This is a genomic window from Sphingobium fontiphilum, from assembly GCF_014196635.1.
Classification (GTDB): Bacteria; Pseudomonadota; Alphaproteobacteria; order Sphingomonadales; family Sphingomonadaceae; genus Sphingobium; species Sphingobium fontiphilum.
The window spans coordinates 436,934-459,197 of sequence record NZ_JACIEB010000001.1 but is presented as its reverse complement, the minus strand read 5'-3'; the positions used below and the strand labels follow the sequence as shown (position 1 = coordinate 459,197).

Genomic DNA, 22,264 nt, shown 5'->3' with positions numbered 1-22,264 from the left:
GTATCGACGGCGGCCATAGCATCACCCCCCGTGAGTCGATAGCCAGTCCGATAGTATCATCCAGACATCATGGGGCGCCTGACTGCCGACAATCATGCCGACATGGCCCAGCGCCAGTTCGCGATGTTCGGCAAGCCGAGGAGAGGCAGCGGCTGGCACAATTTTGTCGGTCAGCGAAGCGATGGACAATGTGGGACATGCAAGGGCTTCGGGGTCAACGACCCGTCCATCAATGCGCCAACGCTTCTCGCCCGTCTGGTTCGCGCCATAGAATTGCTCGAACAATTGCTGGCCGGCAGCCAGCGTCAGGGGCGGGCCTTCATTCGCCCAATCCTCCACCGCCAGAAAGGCGAGTTCCTTGTCCGATCCGGGCGGCATGTCGAGGAAGGCGGCATATTTTCGGATGGTGCGGGCGGGGTCGAGGCTCCAGAAGCCCGATTGCAGCACCTCCATGGGGACATAGCCCATTTGCACGCATGTGCCCTGCGAACGGGTCCACAGGGCGACAATGTCGGCGCGTTCCTGTTCGGGAAAGCCATCGAAATGCCAGGGCGTCGCGATGGTTGCAAGCGCGCGCGGGGGGGAGAGGGCCGCAGCCCCGGCGACCAGAGTCCCGCCCAGGCAATAGCCGACCAATATCGGCGGTTGCGGCAGGGCGGCGATCATCGGCGCCAGTCGGTCAGCGACATGGGCGGTCAGATCCATGCCCTTGTCATCGTCGAGCGGCGTGCCCCAGTCGACCAGATAGGCGTCATGCCCTGCCGCGGCCATGGCGCGGACAAGCGATCGTTCCGGCGACAGGTCGAGCACGCGCGGCGGATTGATCAGAGAGGGGACGAACACAACCGGTGCGCGGTTCGATGCTGCACTGTTGAAGCGCAGCAATCGACTGTTCCCGGCCGCAGCAAAGATGGGCGGCATTGGGGGCGGCGCCGGCCGCGCCGCCTCCTGATATTTGCGCAGCCCCCTGAGCGCGGAGCGGCGCAATTCCGTATCATCGCGGGATTCCCGCCATAATAGATCAAGAAAAAGCGGCAAGGGGCGGGGGCCATGTTGCGACGCCACAACCGGCCGTGCTAACGCAGCATTCTGGGGAGTAGGAGGTTTGTCCATGACGAAGTCGAAAAAGCCGGGTGAGTCGGAACCTGTTGTCATCAAGAAATACGCCAATCGCCGCCTCTACAACACCGAAACGTCAAGCTACATCACTCTGGATCTGCTGTCCCAGATGACGCGCGAAGGGCGCGAGTTTGTCGTGGTCGACGCCAAGAGCGGTGAGGACATCACCCATAATGTGCTGACCCAGATCATCATGGAGGAGGAGCAGCGCGGCAAGAATATGCTGCCGGTCAACTTCCTGCGCCAGCTCATCTCCATGTATGGCGATTCCATGCAGTCCATGGTGCCGCAATATCTGGAAGCGTCGATGGACGCTTTCCGCAAGAACCAGTTGCAGTTTCAGGAAGCGATGCAGGGCGCCTTTGGCGGCGGGCCGCTGGCAGAGATCGCCAAGCGCAACATGCAGATGTTCGAAGCCGCGACCAGCGCGTTCAAGGGATCGGCGGGCGCCAATCCCTTCATGGCGTCGGTCGAAGGCGCGAAGGAAGCCGCCAAGGACGACGAGATCGCCGACCTCAAGGCGCAGCTTGCGGCGCTCAATGCCAAGATCGACAAGCTGAACTGACCGCCTGCCGGGCGGTCGCGCCTCTCCGGGGTCGACAGGGCCGCGTTTCATGCCCTATGGCGCGGCTTTCCATTCACTTTGGCAAGGCCAGTCGACCCCGTGAAACACGCCCTTTCCGTTACCCGCGAACAGGATTTCGCCGCCTGGTATCAGGCCGTCATCGCCGAAGCCGACATGGCCGAGGACAGCGGGGTGCGTGGATGCATGGTCATCCGTCCATGGGGCTATGGCATATGGGAGCGGATGCAGAAGCTGCTCGACGCCGACATCAAGGCGACGGGCCATGAGAATTGCTATTTCCCGCTGTTCATCCCGCTTTCCTATTTCGAGAAGGAAGCCGAGCATGTGGACGGTTTCGCCAAGGAAATGGCGGTTGTCACCCACCATCGCCTGATCCAGCAGGATGGGCGGCTGGTGCCCGATCCTGCGGCAAAGCTGGAAGAGCCGCTGGTGGTGCGGCCGACATCGGAAACGGTGATCGGCGCAGCGTTCAGCCGCTGGGTGCAGAGCTGGCGCGACCTGCCCGTCCTCATCAACCAGTGGGCCAATGTCGTCCGCTGGGAAATGCGCACGCGCATGTTCCTGCGCACCGCTGAATTTCTGTGGCAGGAAGGGCATACCGCCCATGCCACGACGCAGGAAGCGGTCGAGGAAACAATGAAGATGCTGGAGGTGTACCGGCGCTTTGCGGAGGAATGCGTCGCCATGCCCGTGGTGGCGGGGGAGAAGCCGGAGAATGAACGCTTCCCCGGCGCCGTTTCCACCTATTCCATCGAAGCAATGATGCAGGACGGCAAGGCGTTGCAGGCAGGCACGTCGCATTTCCTGGGCACGACTTTCTCCTCCGCCCAGAATATCCGTTTCCAGAACGCCGAAGGGCAGCAGGAACTGGCGCAGACGACAAGCTGGGGCGTGTCGACCCGGATGATCGGCGGCCTCATCATGGTCCATGGCGACGATGACGGGTTGCGCGTGCCGCCGCGTCTGGCGCCCTATCAGATCGTCGTGGTGCCGATGCTGCGCGATAATGACGAGGATGCTGCGATCATCGACTATTGCGCTGGCCTGGTCGCGCAATTGAACGCCCTGGACGTGTTCCGCGAGCCTGTCCGCGCGCTGCTCGATCGTCGCCCGGCAAAGGCGGCCGGCAAGCGGTGGGGCTGGGTCAAGAAGGGCGCGCCGATCATCATCGAGGTTGGCGGGCGCGATCTGGCCGGGGGCAATGTGTCCGTGCTGCGCCGCGACCGGCTGTATCGCGAGGATGGCAAGCTCGACAGCGCGATCCTGGCGAAGGATGATTTCGTCGCGGCAGCGCCTGAAATGCTGGAAGCGATTCAACAGGGCCTGTTCGCGCAGGCCAGCGAGCGGTTGCAGGCGAACATCAATCGCGACGTTGCCGACCTTGCCGCCCTCAAAGCCCATTTCGACGCCAGCGCGCGTCCCGGCTGGGCGCTGGTGAACTGGGCGAAGCCGACCGGCGCGGCGCTCGACAAGGTCATTGAGTGGCTGAAGGGGGAGAAGCTGACGCTGCGCAATGTGCCGCTGGACGCGCCCGCAGCGGAAGGCGCCTGCGTCTTCACAGGCGAGCCGGCGGTTGAACGGGTGCTGGTCGGCCGCGCTTATTGAGGCGTGCCGCCATCGGACCCGGCCAGTTGCAGAAGAAGGCCATCGCCCCCTTTGGCGGTGGCCTTTTCCATGCGCTATGTTTGCGCTGATAGCGCGGGGCAGGCATGAAAAAAGGCGGCCCGAATGAACGGACCGCCTTTTCCAAAATTCGCCAAAGGCAAAAATTACATCGCGTTCGCGGCGTTGTTCGTCGCGTTCGCGGCGTTGTCGGCAGCGTTGGCGGCGTTTTCAGCAGCGTTGACGGCGTTGTCGACGACGTTTTCGACTTCGTTCGAAGCGTTCGCGGTTTCGTTAGCCGGCTTTTCACCGCAAGCGGCGAGCGCCATCAGGCTGGCCGAAGCGAAAACAACAGCGATCTTCTTCATTGTGTACGGCTCCCATAGCATATGCCGCGCATGCCCCGTTCTGACGTGGGCCTACGCGAGCGACCCGCATTAACGTGTGCGTTGCACAAATCAATGCTTTTGTGCGCGCTCGCCCAGTTGACCGAATCACGCGACGGGTCGTTGTCTACAATAAAAGTTCACTTAATGCCCAATGATTCTGACGCATTCGAAACTTCATTTAGAACGACTGACCAGGCCGCGACATTCTGCTGCAATTGCGCCGGATCGACCTTGTCCAGCGTGTCGTCGGGCGTGTGGTGCAGGTCGAAATAGCGCGTGCCATCCTGTTGCAGGTCGATGACGGGCGCGCCGGCCTTCACCAGCGGCGCGATGTCGGCGCCGCCGCCCGCTTCCTGTCCGCCTGCGCCGATGCCCAACGGGGCCAGGCCGGCCGCGATGCGGTTGGTCAGGTCCTCATGGCCCGTGGGCAGTTTGAAATCGACCCGCCAGACGCGATCCGCGCCGAAGTCCGATTCCATCACCAGAGCGTGAGGCTCCGCCCCATGCGCCTTGAAATAGGCTGTCGCGCCGTCGCCCCCGACCTCCTCAGCGCCCGCCATCAGGATGCGGATGGTGCGGCGGGGTGTGCCAGCCTTCTTCACCTGAAGCGCGGCGGCGGTGACGATGCCGCAGCCGGTGGCGTCGTCTATGGCCCCGGTGCCCTGATCCCAGCTGTCAAGGTGGCAGGCGGCGACCACGATGCCGGCTTTCGGGTCGGAGCCGGGCACTTCGGCAATGACATTGCCCGACGGTTGGTCGGTCAGATTTTGCGAGACCAGCGTCAGGTGGACGCGCACCGGTTTGCCGCGCGCGACCACGCGGGCGAGCTGTTCAGCGTCCGGCACGCTCAGCGCGGCGGCGGGGATGGGCGTTGCGCCTTCCGCCCACATCTGGACGCCGGTGTGGGGCGCGCGATGATGGTCGGTGCCGATGGATTTGATGAGGATGGCGATGGCGCCCTTTTTCGACGCGATGCTCGGCCCCTGACGGCGGGCCGCGCCGAATTGGCCATAGGATGATCCGTCCTGCGTGGGGTGCATGTCGTGCCCGACAAAGGCGATCTTGCCCCGAACCGCATTGTCGGGCGCGGCGACGAGATCGGCGATGGTCGGGAAGAAGGCGACCTCGCCCTCTATCCCCGCTTCGCCGGTCGATCCGCTATTGCCGAGGCCGACGAGCGCCAGATTCTGGGGGAAGGGCGCGACGATGCGCGCTGCTTCATGGCCGCGCGCCCATACGGCCATGGTATAGGGTTCGGCGCGCACGTTGCTGAGGCCCAGAGCCTTGAGCTTCGCCACCGCCCATTCGCGGCCGCGCGCCTCCTGCGGGGTGCCCGCCGGACGCGGCCCGACCTCGGTCGTCAGCCCTTCGGTAAAGGCCCACGCGACCTCATCCTTGAGCGCTGCGTCGCGAATCGCCTTGCTGTCGGCGGGGGCCGCAACGGCGAGGGAGGGGGTGAGGATGCCGCCAAGCAGGAGGGCGGCGAGCGTGCCCGATCGGATTTTCTGCATGAATGAAGGCTTAGCGGGGCATCCGCCATTTGCCAATGCGCCTTCGCTTCGCTAACCCCGCCCCGAAATTCCCTGTTATCGACCCTATCCGGAGCAGCCGCACCCATGTCCGCCTCCTCGCAATATGCCTTCGTGATGAAGAGCATGACCAAGACTTTCCCCGGCGCGCCCAAGCCGGTGCTGAACCAGATCAACCTGCAATTTTATCGCGGGGCGAAAATCGGCATCGTCGGCCCCAACGGCGCGGGCAAGTCGACCCTGATGAAGATCATGGCCGGCATCGACACCGATTTTTCGGGCGAAGCCTGGCCGGGCGAGAACATCACTGTCGGCTATCTGCCGCAGGAGCCGCAACTCGACCCGAACAAGACCGTGCTGGAAAATGTGAAGGACGGCGCCCGCGACATGGCGGACAAGCTGGATCGCTTCAACGAGATCAGCATGATCATGGCCGATCCGCCGGAGGACGTCGATTTCGACGCGCTGATGGAGGAGATGGGCACGTTGCAGGAGGCGATCGACGCGGCCGATGGCTGGACGCTCGACAACCAGCTCGAAATCGCCATGGAGGCGCTGCGCTGCCCGCCGTCGGACTGGTCGGTGGAGAGCCTTTCGGGCGGTGAAAAGCGCCGCATAGCGCTCACCCGCCTGCTGATCCAGAAGCCGGACATCCTGCTGCTCGACGAACCGACCAACCATCTTGACGCGGAAAGCGTCACCTGGCTGGAAAATCACCTGAAGGAATATGCCGGTGCGGTGCTGATGATCACCCACGACCGCTACTTCCTAGACAATGTCGTCGGCTGGATCCTGGAACTCGATCGCGGCAAATATTTCCCCTATGAAGGCAATTACTCCACCTATCTGGAGAAAAAGGCCAAGCGACTGGAACAGGAAGACCGCGAGGCGACCGGCCGCCAGAAGGCGATCAACGACGAGCTGGAATGGATCCGTCAGGGTCCGAAGGGCCGCCAGACCAAGTCCAAGGCGCGTATCGCCAAGTTCGAGCAACTGGTCGCATCCCAGGAAAATCGCGCGCCCGGCAAGGCGCAGATCGTCATCCAGGTGCCCGAACGTCTGGGCGGCAAGGTGATCGAATTGAAGGGCGTGTCCAAGGCCTATGGCGACAAGCTGCTGTTCGAAGACCTGTCCTTCATGCTGCCGCCCGGCGGCATCGTCGGCGTCATTGGCCCGAACGGCGCGGGCAAGTCCACCCTGTTTCGCCTCATCACCGGGCAGGAAACGCCCGATTCGGGCGAAATCGACATCGGGTCGACGGTGCGGCTGGGCTATGTCGATCAGAGCCGCGATCATCTCGACCCCACCAAGAATGTCTGGGAAGAAGTGTCCGACGGGCTCGATTATGTGAAGGTCAACGGTCACGACATGTCGACCCGCGCCTATGTCGGCGCCTTCAACTTCAAGGGCCAGGACCAGCAGAAGAATGTCGGCAAGCTGTCGGGCGGTGAGCGCAATCGGGTCCATATCGCCAAGATGCTGAAGCGGGGCGGCAACGTCCTGCTGCTCGACGAACCGACCAACGATCTTGACGTCGAAACGCTGGCGGCGCTGGAAGAGGCGATCGAGAATTTCGCCGGTTGCGCGGTGGTCATCAGCCATGACCGCTTCTTCCTCGACCGACTGGCCACGCACATTCTGGCTTTCGAGGGCGACAGCCATGTCGAGTGGTTCGAAGGCAATTTCGAGGCCTATGAGGAGGACAAGCGCCGTCGCCTGGGCGACGCCGCCGATCGTCCCACGCGCCTTGCCTACAAGAAGCTGACTCGGTGAGCTGGCGGGTGGTCGGCACGGGCTGGTAACCGGATTGCAACAAACGCAATCGTGAAACCAGCCTTCGCAATTGCGGAATCACCCCGCTGCCGGCACATGGAAAGGGCCTTTCAGGCATCCTCTCCTAAAACTCTCCGGGCCGGTCCTCTTTGGATCGGCCTTTTTTTGTCTCATGGCGCTCGCTCAAGCCAGCGAGACGAAACTGTCCATCACCCGTTTACGCCCGGACGTTTCGAAATCGATTTCCAGCTTGTTGCCCTCGATTTCCGCCACCACGCCATAGCCGAATTTCTGGTGAAACACGCGCAGGCCCACGGCCATGTCGTCGCGGCCCTTGTTGCCGAGCGAGACGGCCGACGCGCGCGCCTCGACGATCCGCACGGGTTCGCGATTGAACTGGCCGCTGGATTGCGCCCGCTGCCATCCGGGGCCGCGGCCGGCGCCGCGACCGACATTGGCAAAGGGGTCGGCGCGTTCGGACCAGTTGGCGCGCCACAGCGATGCGCCGCCGCCCATGCTGCTTTCCTCCTCCACATGCTCCGGCGGCAATTCGCCGACGAAGCGGGAGGGGATGGAACTGGTCCACTGGCCATAGATGCGCCGGTTGGCGGCGTGCAATATGGTGCAGCGCCGTCGGGCGCGGGTGATGGCGACGTAAGCGAGGCGGCGTTCCTCCTCCAGGCTGTTGAGGCCCCCTTCGTCAAGCGCGCGCTGGGAGGGGAACAGCCCTTCCTCCCAACCGGCGAGAAACACCGTGTCGAATTCCAGCCCCTTCGCCGCATGAATAGTCATGATGGTGACCTTGCGCGCCTGCGCCTGGGCTTCGTTGTCCATGACGAGGGAGACATGCTCCAGGAACGCGCCCAGCGTCTCATATTCCTCCATGGCGCGGGCAAGTTCGCTCAGGTTCTCCAGCCGCCCGGCGCTTTCGGCGGTGCGTTCCGCCTGCAACATGGCGGTATAGCCGCTTTCGTCGAGGATCTGGCGGGCAAGCTCGGCATGAGGCAACTGCGCGGCGCGGTCGCGCCAGCGGGCGAGATCGCCGACGAAGGCGCCAAGGGAGCGGCGCGCCTGCGGCGTCATCTCGTCCGTGTCGAGGATGCGGGCGGCCGCCAGCGCGAGCGGAATGCCCTCCGCCCGCGCCAGCCGGTGCAGCTTTTCCAGCGCCTTGTCGCCAAGACCCCGCTTGGGCACGTTGACGATCCGTTCGAAGGCGAGGTCGTCGGAAGGCTGGTTGACGAGCCGCAGATAGGCGAGCGCGTCGCGGATTTCGGCGCGCTCGTAGAAGCGGAAACCGCCGACGATGCGGTAGGGCAGGCCGATCTGGATGAAGCGGTCTTCAAATTCGCGGGTCTGGTGCTGGGCGCGGACGAGGATGGCGACGCCGTCGAGCGATCCGCCCGCGCGTTCGATCGCCTCAATCTCCTCACCGACGCGGCGAGCCTCCTCCGGCCCGTCCCATACGCCCACGACGCGGACCTTTTCGCCGACGTCCACTTCGGTCCACAAAGTCTTGCCGAGGCGGTTGCCATTTTCGGCGATCACGCCTGATGCGGCGCCCAGGATATGCGGCGTCGACCGATAATTTTGTTCCAACCGGATGATCTTCGCGCCGGGGAAGTCCTTTTCAAAGCGCAGGATGTTGGCGACCTCCGCCCCGCGCCAGCTATAGATGGACTGGTCGTCATCGCCCACGCAGCAGATATTCTTGCGCGTCTGGGCGAGCAGGCGCAGCCAGAGATACTGGCTGCTGTTGGTGTCCTGATATTCGTCGACCATGATATATTTGAACCGCTGCTGATAGCTTTCCAGCACGTCGCGATGGCGTTTCAATATGGTCAGCACATGCAGCAGCAGGTCGCCAAAGTCGCAGGCGTTCACTTGCCGCAATCGCGCCTGATAGGCGGCATAGAGCTTCTGCCCCTTGCCGTTGGCATAGCCTTCGCTCTCGCCGGCGCCGACATCCTCCGGGGTTAGCCCCTTGTTCTTCCACTGGTCGATCAGGCCGCCCAGTTGCCGCGCGGGCCAGCGTTTCTCGTCGATCCCCTCCGCCTGGATCAGTTGCTTCAAGAGCCGCAACTGGTCGTCGGTGTCGAGGATGGTGAAATTGGATTGCAGGCCGACCAGTTCGGCATGGCGGCGCAGCATCTTCGCGGCGATGGCGTGGAAAGTGCCGAGCCAGGGCATCCCCTCCACCGCCTCGCCGATCATGCGGCCGACGCGCTCGCGCATTTCCCGCGCCGCCTTGTTGGTGAAGGTGACGGCCAGGATTTCCGAGGGCCATGCCCGGCGCGTGGCGACCAGATGCGCAAGGCGGGCGGTGAGCGCGGCGGTCTTGCCCGTGCCTGCGCCCGCCAGCACCAGCACCGGTCCTTCAGCGGTCAGCACGGCTTCGCGCTGGGGATCGTTCAGGCCGCGCAGATAGGGCGGATCATTGGGTGAGGGGGCGGGGATGGTCATGGCTATCCGGCAGGTAGGCGCGGGGCGCGGCGGGGGCAAGTCGATGGGTTGCGAACACCCGGATTATATGAGAACAAAAAGAGAATCAATGCAGGAGGACATGATGGTGACAGGTGGATGCCATTGCGGCGCGGTCCGCTATGAAGCGGCGGGCGATCCGGTTTACAGCGCGCTGTGCCATTGTTCCGATTGCCGCAAGTCGGCGGGCGCGCCGATGGTGGGATGGGCGCTTTTCCCGAAGGACAAGGTGATGATAACGGGCGAGGTTGCATCCTATGCCTCGTCCGAACAGGCGACGCGACAATTTTGCGCCCGGTGCGGAACGGGGCTGTTCTACCGCAACGAAAGCATCTTTCCGGGCCAGATCGACATCCAGACCGCGACCTTCGACGATCAGGCCGCTTTTCCGCCCGGCATCCATGTCCAATATGCCGAGGCGGCGCCGTGGATGGAAGGTGCGCACGAGTTGCCGAAGTTTGAGCGCTATCCCGGGCTTTAATGACAGCAGCGACCGTTGGCCGTGCGGCTCTCCATGACCGCTTTGGCTGTGGCCTGAGACTGGACAATTTCCTTGCCGGTTTGTCCTTTTGCCGTGCGGAAAGGGGCCGGGGCCAGGAAAAGCAGTCAAGGATCGGAAATTGCGCCTGGGGTTTCCGGCCCGTTCGACATGGCGTCCAGGGTCGCCACCAAGCCTAGGCGATCCTGAACCACGTCCGCCAGGGTATAGGAATCAAGAGCGCCCAGGAACGCGGACGCGGCTTCATTAAGGATTCTGGGCAGGCCGCAAACTGGGCGCAGCTTGCAACCTGTGCAATCGACCATGCGCATGTCAGTTTCGGTGTGGAGGACGACGGCGCGCAGAGAGATCGACTCTGCCGGTTGCGCCAAAGCGAAGCCGCCGCCGCGCCCCCTGCGTGTCGCCAAAAAGCCTCCTTTGGCAAGATGCAGAACCACCTTTCGCAGGTGATTTTCCGAGAGTTGATGGGCGGCGGCGATCTGAGGGATAGTGGCGTGCACCGATGGCGACATAGCCAGATGAATCAACACGCGAAGGGCGTAGTCGGTATGCTGGGTCAATCTCATTCGGTTGCTTAAAGCGCAAGTGCGCCTGCGTATAAATACCTATTTCCCCTCAATCTTTATAACATGTATTAAATATACCTCTTATAGAGCAAAAAGAGGATCTCCGGATGTCCAAGCCCCTGTCCGCCCAAACCATCGCCATCGTCAAATCGACCGCGCCCGCCATTCGCCAGCATGGCGTCGCCATCACCACCGCCATGTACAAGCGCCTTTTTCAGGATGAATCGGTCAAGGCGATGTTCGACCAGGCGGCACAGGAAAGCGGCGAACAGCCGCGCCGCCTGGCCGCCGCCATTCTGGGCTATGCCGAAAATATCGACAAGCTCGACGCCCTGTCGGGCGCCGTCGCGCGGATGGTGCAACGCCATGTCGAAACCGGTGTCAAGGCCAGCGACTATCCCAAGGTCGCCAACGCGCTGCTCCCCGCGATGCGTGAAGTGCTGGGCGATGCGGTCGCCACCGACGCCGTGCTGGCGGCATGGGGCGAGGCATATTGGATGCTGGCGGACATATTGATCGCCAAGGAAGCGGAGGCCTATGCCGACAAGTGATCGGGGGGGGGGGGCGCTTGCGCGTTCAGCAGGCAGCGCCGCACCCCGGCAGACAAACCGGCGCGCGGTTCAGCCCTGGGAGCGCAGCAAGGTCAGCCGCGCCTTGCCGATGTCGCGCACGGCGTCGACCTCGAACCCTTTGACCGTCACATCCTCGCGCCGGTCGGTTTCAATGCTGATCCATGTGGCGGGGCCGGCCCAGCCAAGCCGCGCCAGCTTGTCCAGAGCGACCTGTCCCGCTCCGCTATTATAGGGCGGGTCCATCAGGATGAGGTCCAGCGGCGTTGCGGTGGGCCCGAGCGCCATCACGCTGGTCTGGCGAATGTCGGGGCGGACGCCCAGTTTGTCGCCATTGGCGCGAATGGCGTCGACGGCGGCGCGGTCCTGCTCAACGAACAGGCAGGAGGCCGCGCCGCGCGACAGCGCCTCGAACCCCATGGCCCCCGACCCGGCGAAGAAATCCGCGACGGCCAGTCCCTCGAACGATCCCAACCGGCTGGTCAGCATGGAAAACAGCGTCTCGCGCGTGCGGTCGGCGGTGGGGCGGGTGGCGTCCCCCTTGGGCGCGACCAGCGGACGGCCGCGCCATTGGCCCGAAATGATCCTCATGCCTTACCCTTCAGGCCCTTGCGAAAGACGATCAGGTCATGTTGCCGCACTTCCTCGACATGGCAAACGGGCATGTCGGCGAGCTTGAACGGGCCATAGGCGGTGCGGATGAGGCGGCTGACCTTCAGCCCCAGATGCTCCAGCACGCGGCGAACTTCGCGGTTCTTGCCTTCGGCAAGGGTCATTTCGATCCACTGGTTGCGGCCGGTGCGCCGTTCCAGATTGGCCTCTATCGGGCCATAGCGAACGCCTTCGATCTCGATCCCGTCGAACAGATCCTCCAGTTGCGCCTGGCTGATGTCGCCAAAGGCGCGGGCGCGATAGGTGCGGGGCACGCCGGTGGCGGGCAGTTCCATCTCGCGCTTGAACTCGCCGTCGGTGGTGAGCAGCAACAGCCCCTCGGTCGTCATGTCGAGCCGCCCGATGGGCATCAGGCGCGGCAGCCCGGCGGGCAGCCGGTCATAGATGGTCGGGCGGCCCTGCGGATCGCGCTCGGTGGTCAGGCATCCGGTCGGCTTGTGAAACAGGAACAGGCGCGCGGGCGCGGGGGCGGCGACGGCAACGCCATCCACCGTCACGCCATGCAGCGAAGTCAGCAGGGTGGCGGGTGTTTCCACTGCAACGCCATCGAGGGCGATGCGGCCTTCCTCTATCATCCGTTCGATTTCGCGGCGGGAAGCGACGCCCGCGCGCGCCAGCAATTTGGCGATGCGTTGCGGTTCCCCCTTGCCATCGGCCGTCGCGGCGGCGCGGGCGGGATGGGGGTTAACGGACTTCGCAGGAGCCTTGGCCGCGCCGCCGCGTGGAGGGCGGGGTGGGCGGGACGACGCCCCGCTTTCCTTGCCGCCCTGTTGCGGTCTTCCGCCGCCTTTGGCCGGTGGACGGGGACGGGCCGGGCGAGATTTTTTCGGTGGTTCCACCGGGCGTTCCTTTTCGATGCGACCGGCCCTTCCCATATCGGGCGCAGACGCAAATAGGGCGAATGATGCATCCATCCCGCCAAAGCGAGTGGCGCCGGGGCGGGCGTGGCGAAACCCGCCGCCAGTCCCGGCGTTTAGGGATGGGTGCATGGCGCAAACGGGGCGGAACGGCAATGTTTTTCGGCAAGGGGCGATGGCGGATTGAAACGGCGGCGCGCAAGGGCGCGATCCGTTCCATATTGATCGTCGAGGACGAACCGCTGGTGGCGTTCGACCATGAGCATCATCTGGCGCAGGCGGGCTACCGGGTGGCAGGCACTGTCGATTCCCGCGATGGGGCCATCGCCGTGCTGAACGGCGGAGGCGTCGACCTCATCATCGCCGATGTCGGCTTGCAGGGCGCACGAGGCGGCATCGAAGTCGCGCGCGTCGCCAGCGACCTTGGCGTGCCAGTGCTGTTTGCGACCGCCGCCTGCCCTCTCGACGCCCGGCAATGGGCGGTCGGTTGCCTCGCCAAGCCCTTTTCCCAGCGCGACCTGATCGCGGCGATCGAGACTGTCGAGGCATTGCTGGCCAATGGCGCACCTGCCGCCATTCCGCCCGGAATGCAGATTTTCCCGACGTCGGGATGACCGGCGCGGCTTTGCGCCGCATCGGGACAAGCGCCGCTTGCCTGCGCCACGATCGGCCTTATGGTGGCCGCCGGTTCGCTTGATTTGGGGAAATGATCCTTCATGGACGATGCGGCGCGGGGCACGGGCGGTTTTTGGGGCGGCGTGCGCCCCTATCTGGAAAAGGCGCCGTTGACGGCATTGTTCCTGGGCATGTCATCGGGTTTTCCCTTTGCCCTGCTGGCTGCGACATTGACCAATCGTCTGGCAGAGGCCGGGATTGAGAAAAAGTCGGTTTCCGCCTTTGCGCTCGCCCTGCTGGTCTACAGTTTCAAATGGCTGTGGGCGCCGCTGATTGACCGGATGCGGCTGCCGATACTCGCCGACATGATCGGGCATCGCCGGTCCTGGCTATGGTTGTGCGCCTGTTTCGCGGCGGTGGCGGTGTTCGTGCTGGGCGTGGCCGATCCTCGCGCGGGATTGCAGGCGGTCATCGTCGGCGCTCTGCTGCTCGGCTTTGCGGGGGCGACGTTCGACATCGTCATCGACGCCTATCGCATCGAATTGCTGCGGCCTGACCAGTTGGGCGTCGGATCGGGCATGTCGCAATATGGCTGGCGTCTGGGCGCGTTCTTCGCGGCGAGCATCGCGCTCGCCGTGGCGAGTGTTTCGAACTGGTCGCTGGGCTATATCGCATGCATTCCGCTCGCCTTTGCCGGCCCTGTGGCATCGATCTTCGCGGGGGAACCTGCCCGGCACGCAGAGCCGAAGCCCTTGCGATCAGCCGGCGAAGCGCTTGCGGCCTTCACCGGGCCGCTCGCCGATTTCTTCCGGCGGCGCGGCGCGTTGATCGTATTGCTGTTCGTGCTGGTCCACAAGATTGGCGACACGATGGCGAACCTGATGATCCGCGACCTTCTCGTCGGCCTGGGCTTTACCAAGCAGGAAATTTTGACCGGCGACGTGTGGGTCGGCTTCTTTGCGTTGCTCGCCGGAATATTCGTCGGCGGCATACTCTACGCCCGGCTGGGCATGAAGCGGTCGGTGCTGGTCAGCCTGGTGCTGATGGCGGTTTCCAACCTCAGTTTTGCCGGACTGGCCGCCATGGGCCATTCCATGCCGATGCTGGCCTTCACCATCGGCTTTGAAAATTTCGCCAGCGGCATCGGCGGCGTGACTGTCGTCGCTTATCTATCGGCGCTGTGCAATCTGTCCTTCACCGCCACCCAGTTTGCGCTGCTGTCGGCGGCCGCCGCCATTGTCGGCCGCTTCCTGACCGGCACGACGGCGGGCGCGCTGATCGAAGTATTCGGCTATGTCGATTTCTACCTGCTGACCACGGCGTTCGCGCTGCCGGGCATATTGCTGTTCTGGCTGATGATGCGCGCCGGCCTGATCGACGCAAGCGTCGGCAGTGCGGGCACGGTGGAGGAGTCTGAGGCGCCTTGATCTTCCTCCTTGCCTCGGTCGCAGTCCAAATTCTGTGCGCCGTGCATGTCATCCGCACCGGGCGCAACCAGATCTGGATGCTGTTCATCTTTCTCTTTTCATTGATGGGTTGCTTTGCCTATCTCGTGCTGGAGATTTTGCCGGAATATTGGGGCAATCGCCACGTCCGAACCATCCGGACGCAGGCAGTGAGCAGTATCGACCCGGAACGCGAGTTGCGCGCCGCGCGCAAGGCGTTGGAACTGGCCAATACGTCGGCCAATCATATCGCGCTTGGCGATGCGTTGGCGGCATTGGGCCGTCACGCCGACGCGGTCGCCGCCTATCAACAGGGGCTGGCGCTGGGGCCGGGACAGGATTGGCGCACGCAGGTGAAACTTGCCGCTGCCCTGTTCGAGAATCATCGCAGTGGCGAAGCGCTGGACGTGCTGGCAAACGTGCCAGACGTTCCGGCAGGCGGCGAACGTGACCGCCGGATGTTACTGCGTGCAAGGATATTGGCGGATATCGGTAAGGATGCGGAAGCGCGGGGCTTGTTCGAGGATGTGGTGACCCGGATCGCGGGCGAGGAGGCGCGGTGCCACTATGCGGCTTTCCTGCTCGACCGGGGCGACCAGATGCGCGCGCGCCAGATATTGGAAGAGGTCGAGCAGCGCGCCCGTCGGCTGGACCGGACTCAGCGCGCGGCGCAGGCCGACATGTATCAATGGGCGGCAAATGCTCTTGCCGACATGCGCCGGACCTGATCACCCCGCCCCGAACAGACGCAGCGGGTGGCCGAGGTCGGCTTAGCTTTGCGCCACCGCCTGGATGCAGGTGAGGGCGCCCAGTGCGCGATCGGTGCCGAGCAGCGCGGCGGCGCGGCGATAGGCGGCGGGGCCATCGTCCAGCGCTTCGCTGGCGGCGGCGATCAGCATCGCTTCGTCGGCCGTCATCCGGCCGCAGCAACAGGGTGCGACCTTAATCCTGCGGTTGGACGCGCGCGACAGTTCCAGCATCATGGCCCGCATCAAGACCAGTGGGCGGCGGTAGCTCCGCCCAAAAGCGCCGAGCAGCGCATTGGCGGCGTGAGCGTCGTCGACGCCCGCGCTCGCCATGCGGCGGACGGCGAACAGGAAGAGGCGCGCGCCATAGCCGTCGGGCATGGCGCAGGGCAGGGGATCGTGACGGGGCATGTCGGTGCGGGGGAGGGGTGCGGAAGCCATTGAGCGCGCCTTTGCTGTTGCCGTTGGAACAGTATAATTGCGCTATTGATAATCATTCGCAAGTAGAAAATGGGCTTAATCGGGCATTTGATCGTTCGCCCGCAACACCTCGCCCGCCAGATAGAGGGAGCCTGCGATAAGGATTTGAGGCGGATTCCGGTCCTGATCAGCAATGGCCTGGATGGCGGCGCGGGCGTCCTGATGCGCGGTGCAGCCAATGCCCCAGCGCGCGGCCACCGCCGCAAACCGTTCCGGCGGGTGATGATCGTGACCGGGCACCGGCAGCGCATGGATGTGGCTGATCTTGCCGGCGAAGGGGGCAAGGAAGCTTTCAATATCCTTGTTCGCCAGCATCCCGATGATGAGCGGCATCCGCCCGCCTTCCAGCCGGTCGGGCGTGAAGAAGGCGGCGATGGCTTCCCCGGCATTGGCGTTATGTCCGCCGTCCAGCCAAACGGTCGCCTGTTGCGGCAGCAGGTCGACCAGCGGTCCACGGTCCAGCCGTTGCAGGCGGGCGGGCCAGTGCGCCCAGATCGGCGCGGCCTTCAGCGCCGGTTCAGCGATGGTCAGCGCCTGCTGGCGCCTCAACATGGCGAGCGCGAGCGCCGCGTTCATCGCCTGATGCGCGCCCGGCAGGCGCGGCAGCGGCATATCCATGCGGCCTGCCTCATCCCGATAATGCAGTCTTTCGCGATAGACGACCGCGTCCCAATCGCTGCCCATGGGGCGCCACAGCGCCCCGGCGCTTGCGGCTGCACTCCCGATCACCGCCATCAGCGCATCGGCATAGCGCAGGGTGACGAGCGGCGCCCCTGGCTTGGCTATGCCCGCCTTTTCCGCCGCAATCTGTTCGATCCGGTCGCCCAGAAACGCCTGATGGTCGATGCCCAGTTGCGCGATGCCGCAGACGGCGGGCGCGGGAACGACGTTGGTCGCGTCCAGCCGCCCGCCCAGGCCGACTTCGATGATGCAGGCGTCGGCGGGCTGTTCGGCAAACGCCAGGAACGCGGCGGCGGTAGTGACCTCGAAGAAGCTGGCGCCGATATCCTCCGCCCGGTCGAGCACGCGCGAGAGCAGGACGGCCAGCGCATCGTCAGCAATCAGCGTTCCGCCGATACGGATACGTTCGTTGAACCGCACCAGATGGGGCGAGGTGAAGGCATGGACGCTGCGGCCGTCGGCCTCCAGCGCGGCGCGCAGGAAAGCGCAGGTCGATCCCTTGCCATTGGTGCCCGCGACATGGAAGACGGGCGGCAGGGCGCGATGCGGATCGCCCAGCCGCTCCAGCAAGCGGGTTACGCGCTCCAGCCCCAATATGTCGGCGCCGGGGGAGAGAGACCATAAACGGTCCAGTTGTTCCTGCACCGCCGGATCATCGGACACCGCATGGTCGGGCAAGGGCGGCTTCCCCTGTCGCTGGGCGTCAGGCCGCGAGGCCGGGGGTCAGATAACCGATCACCCGCGCCAGCGTGTCGCGCAGGTCGGCGCGGTGGACGACCATGTCGAGCATTCCGTGATCGAGCAGATATTCGGCGCGCTGGAAGCCTTCGGGCAGTTTTTCGCGGATCGTGCTTTCGATGACGCGCTGGCCCGCAAAGCCGATCAGCGCGCCGGGTTCCGCAATCTGGATGTCGCCGAGCATGGCGTAGCTGGCGGTGACGCCGCCGGTCGTGGGATCGGTCAGCACCACGATATAGGGCAGGCCCGCGGCGTGCAGTTTTTGAATGGCCACAGTCGAACGCGGCATCTGCATCAGCGACAATATGCCTTCCTGCATCCGCGCGCCACCGGCGGCGGTGAAGATGACATAGGGGCATTTATGGGCGATGGCGTCATTGACGCCCTGGATGAAAGCCGCGCCCACGCCCATGCCCATGGAGCCGCCCATGAAGGCGAAGTTCTGCACGCCCATGACCAGCGGCACATCGTCGATCGCGCCACGCGCGTTGATGAGCGCATCCTGATCCCCGGTCGCCTGCCGCGCGGCCTTCATCCGGTCGGGATAGCGTTTGGAATCGCGAAACTTGAGCGGGTCTTCCGTCACATGCGGCGTCGGCAACAGGATGAAACCGGCGTCCAATATCTGTTCGAAGCGCTCCGCCGGGCCAATGCGGCCATGATGGTCGCAGCGCGGGCAGACGGACAGGTTATCCTGCCATTCCCTGATGAACACCATTTCCGCGCAATTGGGGCATTTGTGCCACAGCGTTTCGGCTGGGCCTTCCTTCTTGGCGATGAAGGGAATGGCGTTGCGGACGCGGTTGAGCCAGCTCATGCGGCGGTCTCCCGATGGGGGGTGAGAAGGGCGGCGCTTAAGGAGCCGACAAATTCCTCGACAAAGGGGGCGGCATGGGCGCCGTGCGACCCTATGATGTCGACAATGGCGGAGCCGACGACGACGCCATCAGCGACGCGACCGATGGCGGCGGCCTGATCCGGCGTGCGGACGCCGAAGCCGACGGCGACGGGCAGGTCGGTCGCGGCCTTCAGCTTCGCAACGGCCTGTTCGACGGCGACCTGCGCCGCCTGCTGCTTGCCGGTGATCCCGGCGACCGAGACATGGTAGAGGAAGCCGCTGGCCCCGTTCAGCACGGCGGGCAGGCGGGCGGCATCGGTGGTCGGCGTGGCGAGCCGGACGAGGTGAACGCCGGCCGCGCGCAGGGCGGGGCCAATTTCTGCGTCTTCCTCCGGCGGAATGTCGACGCAGATCACGCCATCGACGCCCGCCGTCCTGCATTGATCGGCAAACCAGTCGGACCCGCGCGCCAGCATGGTGTTGGCATAGCCCATCAGCACCAGCGGCGTTTCCGGGTGCCGCGTGCGGAAATCGGCGGCGATGGCCAAGATGTCCTTCGTCTTGGTGCCCGACCCCAGCGACCGCAAATTGGCGAGTTCAATCGCCGGGCCATCGGCCATCGGATCCGTAAACGGCATCCCCAGTTCGATGATGTCGGCCCCGCCCGCGACCAGTGCGTCGAGAATCGCGCCGGTTGAGGCGACATCGGGATCGCCCGCCGTCACAAAGGTGATGAGCGCGGCGCGCCCCTGCGCCTTGCAGGCGGAAAAGCGTGTGGAGAGGCGGTCAGTCATGTCGTCCTGCGATAAGCTGTAGTGTAGAGTCCGTAGGCGATGGAGAAGGCGGCACTTTGCAGTAGCGCACTAGCATAATCGCGCTCGCCATCGGGGTATATGCCCCAGAATAGAGCTCTCAAAGCAATCATGATTGTAAAAACGATCAGCGCAGATTTGAAGGCATCCCGTGGACGTAATTTTACTTCGCCTTTGATTAAACGAAATCCAGCTGAAATGGTCAGTGCCACGCAGCCCAACAAAAATAAAATAGCTATGCCCAAATTCGCAAGCTGTGCCGAATCATCTTGGCCTATATGATGTAAATAGAAGGCCGATGCGGCGAGGACGACTGCTAGTACTAGTATCGCCCAGCCGATCCGCCTCACATCTCCGCTCCCAACGCGTCGGCGACGGTGAATATGTCCTTGTCCCCCCGGCCCGACAGGTTGACGACCAGCAGCTTGTCGGCGTCCAGCGTCGGCGCGATTTTTTCCGCCGCCGCGACCGCATGGGCCGATTCCAGCGCGGGGATGATCCCTTCGAGGCGCGAAAGCGTCTGGAAGCTCTCCAGCGCCTCGTCATCGGTCACGGGCAGATATTTGACCCGGCCGATTTCGTGCAGCCAGCTATGTTCAGGGCCGATGCCGGGATAATCGAGGCCCGCCGAAATGCTGTGCGCCTCGGTAATCTGGCCGTCCTCGTCCTGAAGCAGATAGGTGCGATTGCCATGGAGGATGCCGGATTTGCCGCCCGCCAGGCTTGCAGCGTGCTTGCCCTCCAGCCCTTCGCCCGCCGCCTCGACGCCGACCATCGCGACCTCGGGATCGTCGAGGAAGGGGTGGAACATGCCGATGGCGTTGGAGCCGCCGCCGACCGGGGCGATCAGCATGTCGGGCAGGCGGCCTTCGGCCTCCAGCATCTGGGCGCGGGTTTCCTTGCCGATGATCGACTGGAAATCGCGCACCAGTTCGGGATAGGGATGCGGCCCGGCGGCGGTGCCGATGATGTAGAATGTGTCGTGCACATTCGACACCCAGTGGCGCAGGGCGTCGTTCATGGAGTCCTTGAGCGTCGCCGAGCCGGAATGGACGGGCACGACTTCGGCGCCGAGCAGCTTCATGCGGAAGACGTTGGGCTTTTGCCGTTCGACGTCCTTGGCGCCCATGAAAATCTTGCATTCCATGCCGAACAGGGCGGCGACGGTCGCGGTGGCGACGCCATGCTGGCCAGCGCCGGTTTCGGCGATCACCTTCTTCTTGCCCATGCGGCGGGCGAGCAGCGCCTGGCCGATGCAATTGTTGATCTTGTGCGCGCCGGTGTGGTTGAGTTCCTCGCGCTTGAGGTAAATCTTCGCGCCCTTGCCCGCCGGGGCCTTGGCCCGGATCGCCTGGGTCAGCCGGTCGGCATAATAAAGCGGGTTCGGGCGGCCGACATAGCTGCGCAGCAATTCGGCATATTCGGCCTCGAACGCCGGGTCGGCCTTTGCCGCGCGATAGACGCGCTCCAGTTCGAGGATCAGCGGCATCAGCGTTTCGGCGACATAGCGGCCGCCAAAGGCGCCGAAATGGCCATTGGCGTCGGGCTGGGATCGCAGGCTGTTGGGCAGGGTGATGCTATCGGTCATGGTCGTTTCAATCTTTCGGGATGTGGCAAGGCGTTCGCTTCGGCAATGGGGGAAGCGATCAACGCCATCGTGTCCCGACGGGCTGGGTGAACTCGGTCAACATGACGAAACCGCTTTGCAGAAGGCCATGATCTTGTCCACACTCTTGATGCCGGGTGCACTTTCGACACCTGACGAAATATCGATCAGCGGCGCGTCGGTGATCCGGATCGCCTCGCCCACATTGTCGGCCGAAAGCCCGCCAGACAGCCCCCATGGCGCGGGCAGGGCAAGGCCGCGCAGCAACGTCCAGTCGAAACGCAGGCCCATGCCGCCGGGCAGGGCCGCGCCATCGGGCGTCTTGGCGTCGAACAACAGCCGGTCGACCGCGCCCGCATAGGCGTTGGCGGCGTCGATGTCGGCGCGGGTCTTGACCGCAATCGCCTTCCAAACCGGCAGGCCGAAGCGGTCGCGGATGGCGGCGGCGCGCTGCGGGCTTTCCTTGCCATGAAGTTGCAGGGCGGTGAGCGCGCCTGTCGCCGTCAGCCCGGCGAGCAGTTCGTCATCGGCATCGACCACCACGCCCACCCGTTCGACATGGGCGGGGACGACGGCGGCCAGAGCGCGCATCTGGTCCGGCTCGACATGGCGCGGGCTTTTGGGAAAGGACACGAAGCCGACATGGCTGGCGCCCGCGCGCACGGCCGCGCCGACGGCGTCGGGCGTCGAAAGGCCGCAGATCTTGATGGCGATTCGGGGCATGGCTGGCGCTGTAGCCGGGAAGGGCGGCGAAGTCACATCAGGAGGGCGCGTTCAGGTCCATGTCGTGCAGCGCCAGCCACTCGTCTGCATGGGCGATGGCGGCCTGTCCCAGATAGGCGTCGACGGCGGCGACGATGGCGTCGTCGGTCATTTCATGCGGGTCGAGCGGCGGGCGCCAGTGCAGACGGAAATGCGGGCCGCCAGTGCGGGACAGATAGAATGGCAGGAAGCGCGCGTTCACCTTGCGCGCCAGCCGCAGCGCGACGGAGAGATTGCCCGATGGCGGCAGGTCGCGGCCGAAACGGGGGAACCAGACCTGATAATCGCGCCGCTCATCCAGCAAAATATAGAGGGTGGCGCGCGGGTCGCTGGTCAGATGCTTCAATATGCCGCGCGCCGCGCCGTCGCCGGTGATCGCTTCGCCCATGTAGCTTTGGCGGGCCTTCTTGAGCTGGGCGGCGGTCTTTTCATCCGCCGGGGGCGCATAGACGCCCAGCCCAGGCCGGTCCGTCGACGCCTTGATATGGGCGGCGAGCAAGTCCCAGTTGCCGATATGCAGCGACAGGGCAAGCAGCGGCCGGTCATCGTCCAGAACCGCCTGATAACCGGCGCGATCCTCCACCTCGACATGGGCGTCGTTGACCAGCCGGTCGACATTGGCGAGTTCCGCCAGCGTGCGGCCGACATTCACCCAGCGGCGGGTGAGGATCGCCTCCCGCTCATCGGTCGACAGGTCCGGTCGCAGCAGGGCCAGATTGGCGCGGGCGCGCCCGTCGCGCAGCTTCATCCGCGGGCGGGCCAGCCGGAGCGAAAGCCAGCCGCCCAGCCAGGAAGCGACGGGGGCGGGGAGCAGGCGGCACAGCCAGAAGAGAAAGGGGTTGGAGAGCATGATGTTTTGCTCATACAGCAGGCGGTGAAGCGGACAAGGGCGGGGACGGACG

Annotated in this window: 23 protein-coding genes; 8 read left to right on the top strand and 15 right to left on the bottom strand. The window is 64.5% G+C overall.

What is annotated here, in order from left to right:
- Window positions 1-21 precede the first annotated feature (21 nt).
- A complete protein-coding gene (locus GGR44_RS02100; RefSeq protein WP_246344269.1) occupies window positions 22-1,113 on the bottom strand; it encodes an alpha/beta hydrolase in 1,092 nt (363 codons plus the stop codon).
- Here GGR44_RS02100 and phaR point away from each other — a divergent pair.
- Together phaR and GGR44_RS02090 are read left to right on the top strand one after the other, a co-directional pair.
- Complete coding sequence (gene phaR / locus GGR44_RS02095; protein ID WP_183953767.1) at window positions 1,112-1,684, top strand: polyhydroxyalkanoate synthesis repressor PhaR; 573 nt, start codon at window positions 1,112-1,114, stop codon at window positions 1,682-1,684. The two genes, GGR44_RS02100 and phaR, sit on opposite strands and share 2 nt — an antisense overlap.
- Before the next feature lie 99 nt (window positions 1,685-1,783).
- Window positions 1,784-3,310, top strand: coding sequence for an aminoacyl--tRNA ligase-related protein (locus GGR44_RS02090; protein WP_183953766.1), 1,527 nt, complete (start codon window positions 1,784-1,786; stop codon window positions 3,308-3,310).
- A 164-nt stretch (window positions 3,311-3,474) separates the two neighbouring features.
- On the opposite strand, the gene GGR44_RS02085 is transcribed toward GGR44_RS02090, so the two are convergent.
- The gene (locus GGR44_RS02085) at window positions 3,475-3,675 is read right to left on the bottom strand and encodes a hypothetical protein (RefSeq protein WP_183953765.1); all 201 of its coding nucleotides are present in this window, start codon (window positions 3,673-3,675) and stop codon (window positions 3,475-3,477) included.
- Between the two features lie 158 nt (window positions 3,676-3,833).
- Window positions 3,834-5,207: a M28 family peptidase gene (locus GGR44_RS02080; RefSeq protein ID WP_183953764.1), complete on the bottom strand. Its 1,374-nt coding sequence runs from the start codon at window positions 5,205-5,207 to the stop codon at window positions 3,834-3,836.
- Between the two features lie 105 nt (window positions 5,208-5,312).
- Between GGR44_RS02080 and ettA the strand changes: the two genes are divergently transcribed.
- On the top strand, window positions 5,313-6,998 hold the full coding sequence (gene ettA, locus GGR44_RS02075; RefSeq protein WP_183953763.1) for an energy-dependent translational throttle protein EttA: 1,686 nt from the start codon (window positions 5,313-5,315) through the stop codon (window positions 6,996-6,998).
- A gap of 183 nt (window positions 6,999-7,181) precedes the next feature.
- On the opposite strand, the gene GGR44_RS02070 is transcribed toward ettA, so the two are convergent.
- Window positions 7,182-9,458 (bottom strand): ATP-dependent helicase, encoded by a 2,277-nt coding sequence (locus GGR44_RS02070; protein ID WP_183953762.1) that lies wholly within the window; start codon window positions 9,456-9,458, stop codon window positions 7,182-7,184.
- A 103-nt stretch (window positions 9,459-9,561) separates the two neighbouring features.
- On the opposite strand from GGR44_RS02070, the gene GGR44_RS02065 reads away from it, so the two are divergent.
- The gene (locus tag GGR44_RS02065; RefSeq protein WP_183954213.1) at window positions 9,562-9,957 is read left to right on the top strand and encodes a GFA family protein; all 396 of its coding nucleotides are present in this window, start codon (window positions 9,562-9,564) and stop codon (window positions 9,955-9,957) included.
- Between the two features lie 125 nt (window positions 9,958-10,082).
- On the opposite strand, the gene GGR44_RS02060 is transcribed toward GGR44_RS02065, so the two are convergent.
- Window positions 10,083-10,541 (bottom strand): RrF2 family transcriptional regulator, encoded by a 459-nt coding sequence (locus tag GGR44_RS02060; protein WP_183953761.1) that lies wholly within the window; start codon window positions 10,539-10,541, stop codon window positions 10,083-10,085.
- 107 nt (window positions 10,542-10,648) lie between these two features.
- Between GGR44_RS02060 and GGR44_RS02055 the strand changes: the two genes are divergently transcribed.
- Window positions 10,649-11,092: a globin domain-containing protein gene (locus tag GGR44_RS02055; RefSeq protein WP_183953760.1), complete on the top strand. Its 444-nt coding sequence runs from the start codon at window positions 10,649-10,651 to the stop codon at window positions 11,090-11,092.
- A gap of 69 nt (window positions 11,093-11,161) precedes the next feature.
- On the opposite strand, the gene rsmD is transcribed toward GGR44_RS02055, so the two are convergent.
- Both rsmD and GGR44_RS02045 read right to left on the bottom strand, forming a co-directional pair.
- The gene (rsmD, locus tag GGR44_RS02050; protein WP_183953759.1) at window positions 11,162-11,701 is read right to left on the bottom strand and encodes a 16S rRNA (guanine(966)-N(2))-methyltransferase RsmD; all 540 of its coding nucleotides are present in this window, start codon (window positions 11,699-11,701) and stop codon (window positions 11,162-11,164) included.
- Window positions 11,698-12,621: a pseudouridine synthase gene (locus GGR44_RS02045; protein ID WP_183954212.1), complete on the bottom strand. Its 924-nt coding sequence runs from the start codon at window positions 12,619-12,621 to the stop codon at window positions 11,698-11,700. Before GGR44_RS02045 ends, rsmD begins: the two co-directional genes overlap by 4 nt.
- A gap of 173 nt (window positions 12,622-12,794) precedes the next feature.
- Between GGR44_RS02045 and GGR44_RS02040 the strand changes: the two genes are divergently transcribed.
- From GGR44_RS02040 to GGR44_RS02030, 3 genes are all read left to right on the top strand, one after another.
- Entirely contained in the window at window positions 12,795-13,253 is a 459-nt protein-coding gene (locus GGR44_RS02040) for a response regulator (RefSeq protein WP_183953758.1), read from the top strand.
- A gap of 102 nt (window positions 13,254-13,355) precedes the next feature.
- The gene (locus tag GGR44_RS02035; protein WP_183953757.1) at window positions 13,356-14,681 is read left to right on the top strand and encodes an AmpG family muropeptide MFS transporter; all 1,326 of its coding nucleotides are present in this window, start codon (window positions 13,356-13,358) and stop codon (window positions 14,679-14,681) included.
- The gene (locus GGR44_RS02030) at window positions 14,678-15,427 is read left to right on the top strand and encodes a hypothetical protein (protein WP_183953756.1); all 750 of its coding nucleotides are present in this window, start codon (window positions 14,678-14,680) and stop codon (window positions 15,425-15,427) included. The genes GGR44_RS02035 and GGR44_RS02030 overlap by 4 nt, the downstream gene beginning before the upstream one ends.
- Before the next feature lie 42 nt (window positions 15,428-15,469).
- Here the strand turns inward: GGR44_RS02030 and GGR44_RS02025 are convergent, their stop codons facing one another.
- The 8 genes from GGR44_RS02025 to GGR44_RS01990 form a co-directional block, all read right to left on the bottom strand.
- On the bottom strand, window positions 15,470-15,886 hold the full coding sequence (locus GGR44_RS02025; RefSeq protein WP_425511289.1) for a DUF6628 family protein: 417 nt from the start codon (window positions 15,884-15,886) through the stop codon (window positions 15,470-15,472).
- A 75-nt stretch (window positions 15,887-15,961) separates the two neighbouring features.
- Window positions 15,962-17,284, bottom strand: a complete 1,323-nt coding sequence (locus GGR44_RS02020; protein ID WP_183953755.1) for a bifunctional folylpolyglutamate synthase/dihydrofolate synthase — start codon at window positions 17,282-17,284, stop codon at window positions 15,962-15,964.
- Window positions 17,285-17,309: 25 nt separating this feature from the next.
- A complete protein-coding gene (gene accD / locus GGR44_RS02015) occupies window positions 17,310-18,161 on the bottom strand; it encodes an acetyl-CoA carboxylase, carboxyltransferase subunit beta (RefSeq protein ID WP_183953754.1) in 852 nt (283 codons plus the stop codon).
- Complete coding sequence (gene trpA / locus GGR44_RS02010) at window positions 18,158-18,976, bottom strand: tryptophan synthase subunit alpha (RefSeq protein ID WP_183953753.1); 819 nt, start codon at window positions 18,974-18,976, stop codon at window positions 18,158-18,160. The genes accD and trpA overlap by 4 nt, the downstream gene beginning before the upstream one ends.
- A complete protein-coding gene (locus GGR44_RS02005; RefSeq protein ID WP_183953752.1) occupies window positions 18,973-19,344 on the bottom strand; it encodes a hypothetical protein in 372 nt (123 codons plus the stop codon). The genes trpA and GGR44_RS02005 overlap by 4 nt, the downstream gene beginning before the upstream one ends.
- Window positions 19,341-20,582 (bottom strand): tryptophan synthase subunit beta, encoded by a 1,242-nt coding sequence (gene trpB, locus GGR44_RS02000; protein ID WP_183953751.1) that lies wholly within the window; start codon window positions 20,580-20,582, stop codon window positions 19,341-19,343. Before trpB ends, GGR44_RS02005 begins: the two co-directional genes overlap by 4 nt.
- A gap of 96 nt (window positions 20,583-20,678) precedes the next feature.
- A complete protein-coding gene (locus GGR44_RS01995; protein ID WP_183953750.1) occupies window positions 20,679-21,323 on the bottom strand; it encodes a phosphoribosylanthranilate isomerase in 645 nt (214 codons plus the stop codon).
- A 37-nt stretch (window positions 21,324-21,360) separates the two neighbouring features.
- Complete coding sequence (locus GGR44_RS01990) at window positions 21,361-22,212, bottom strand: lysophospholipid acyltransferase family protein (RefSeq protein ID WP_183953749.1); 852 nt, start codon at window positions 22,210-22,212, stop codon at window positions 21,361-21,363.
- Window positions 22,213-22,264: the final 52 nt, after the last annotated feature.

What these genes read in the sequence shown, in the direction of transcription:
- phaR (WP_183953767.1), top strand. Translation starts at nt 1,112, where the DNA reads ATGACGAAGTCGAAAAAGCCGGGTGAGTCGGAACCTGTTGTCATCAAG.
- GGR44_RS02100 (WP_246344269.1), bottom strand. Translation starts at nt 1,113, where the DNA reads ATGGACAAACCTCCTACTCCCCAGAATGCTGCGTTAGCACGGCCGGTT.
- GGR44_RS02085 (WP_183953765.1), bottom strand. Translation starts at nt 3,675, where the DNA reads ATGAAGAAGATCGCTGTTGTTTTCGCTTCGGCCAGCCTGATGGCGCTC.
- GGR44_RS02080 (WP_183953764.1), bottom strand. Translation starts at nt 5,207, where the DNA reads ATGCAGAAAATCCGATCGGGCACGCTCGCCGCCCTCCTGCTTGGCGGC.
- ettA (WP_183953763.1), top strand. Translation starts at nt 5,313, where the DNA reads ATGTCCGCCTCCTCGCAATATGCCTTCGTGATGAAGAGCATGACCAAG.
- GGR44_RS02070 (WP_183953762.1), bottom strand. Translation starts at nt 9,458, where the DNA reads ATGACCATCCCCGCCCCCTCACCCAATGATCCGCCCTATCTGCGCGGC.
- GGR44_RS02065 (WP_183954213.1), top strand. Translation starts at nt 9,562, where the DNA reads ATGGTGACAGGTGGATGCCATTGCGGCGCGGTCCGCTATGAAGCGGCG.
- GGR44_RS02060 (WP_183953761.1), bottom strand. Translation starts at nt 10,541, where the DNA reads ATGAGATTGACCCAGCATACCGACTACGCCCTTCGCGTGTTGATTCAT.
- GGR44_RS02055 (WP_183953760.1), top strand. Translation starts at nt 10,649, where the DNA reads ATGTCCAAGCCCCTGTCCGCCCAAACCATCGCCATCGTCAAATCGACC.
- rsmD (WP_183953759.1), bottom strand. Translation starts at nt 11,701, where the DNA reads ATGAGGATCATTTCGGGCCAATGGCGCGGCCGTCCGCTGGTCGCGCCC.
- GGR44_RS02040 (WP_183953758.1), top strand. Translation starts at nt 12,795, where the DNA reads ATGTTTTTCGGCAAGGGGCGATGGCGGATTGAAACGGCGGCGCGCAAG.
- GGR44_RS02035 (WP_183953757.1), top strand. Translation starts at nt 13,356, where the DNA reads ATGGACGATGCGGCGCGGGGCACGGGCGGTTTTTGGGGCGGCGTGCGC.
- GGR44_RS02025 (WP_425511289.1), bottom strand. Translation starts at nt 15,886, where the DNA reads ATGGCTTCCGCACCCCTCCCCCGCACCGACATGCCCCGTCACGATCCC.
- accD (WP_183953754.1), bottom strand. Translation starts at nt 18,161, where the DNA reads ATGAGCTGGCTCAACCGCGTCCGCAACGCCATTCCCTTCATCGCCAAG.
- trpA (WP_183953753.1), bottom strand. Translation starts at nt 18,976, where the DNA reads ATGACTGACCGCCTCTCCACACGCTTTTCCGCCTGCAAGGCGCAGGGG.
- trpB (WP_183953751.1), bottom strand. Translation starts at nt 20,582, where the DNA reads ATGACCGATAGCATCACCCTGCCCAACAGCCTGCGATCCCAGCCCGAC.
- GGR44_RS01995 (WP_183953750.1), bottom strand. Translation starts at nt 21,323, where the DNA reads ATGCCCCGAATCGCCATCAAGATCTGCGGCCTTTCGACGCCCGACGCC.
- GGR44_RS01990 (WP_183953749.1), bottom strand. Translation starts at nt 22,212, where the DNA reads ATGCTCTCCAACCCCTTTCTCTTCTGGCTGTGCCGCCTGCTCCCCGCC.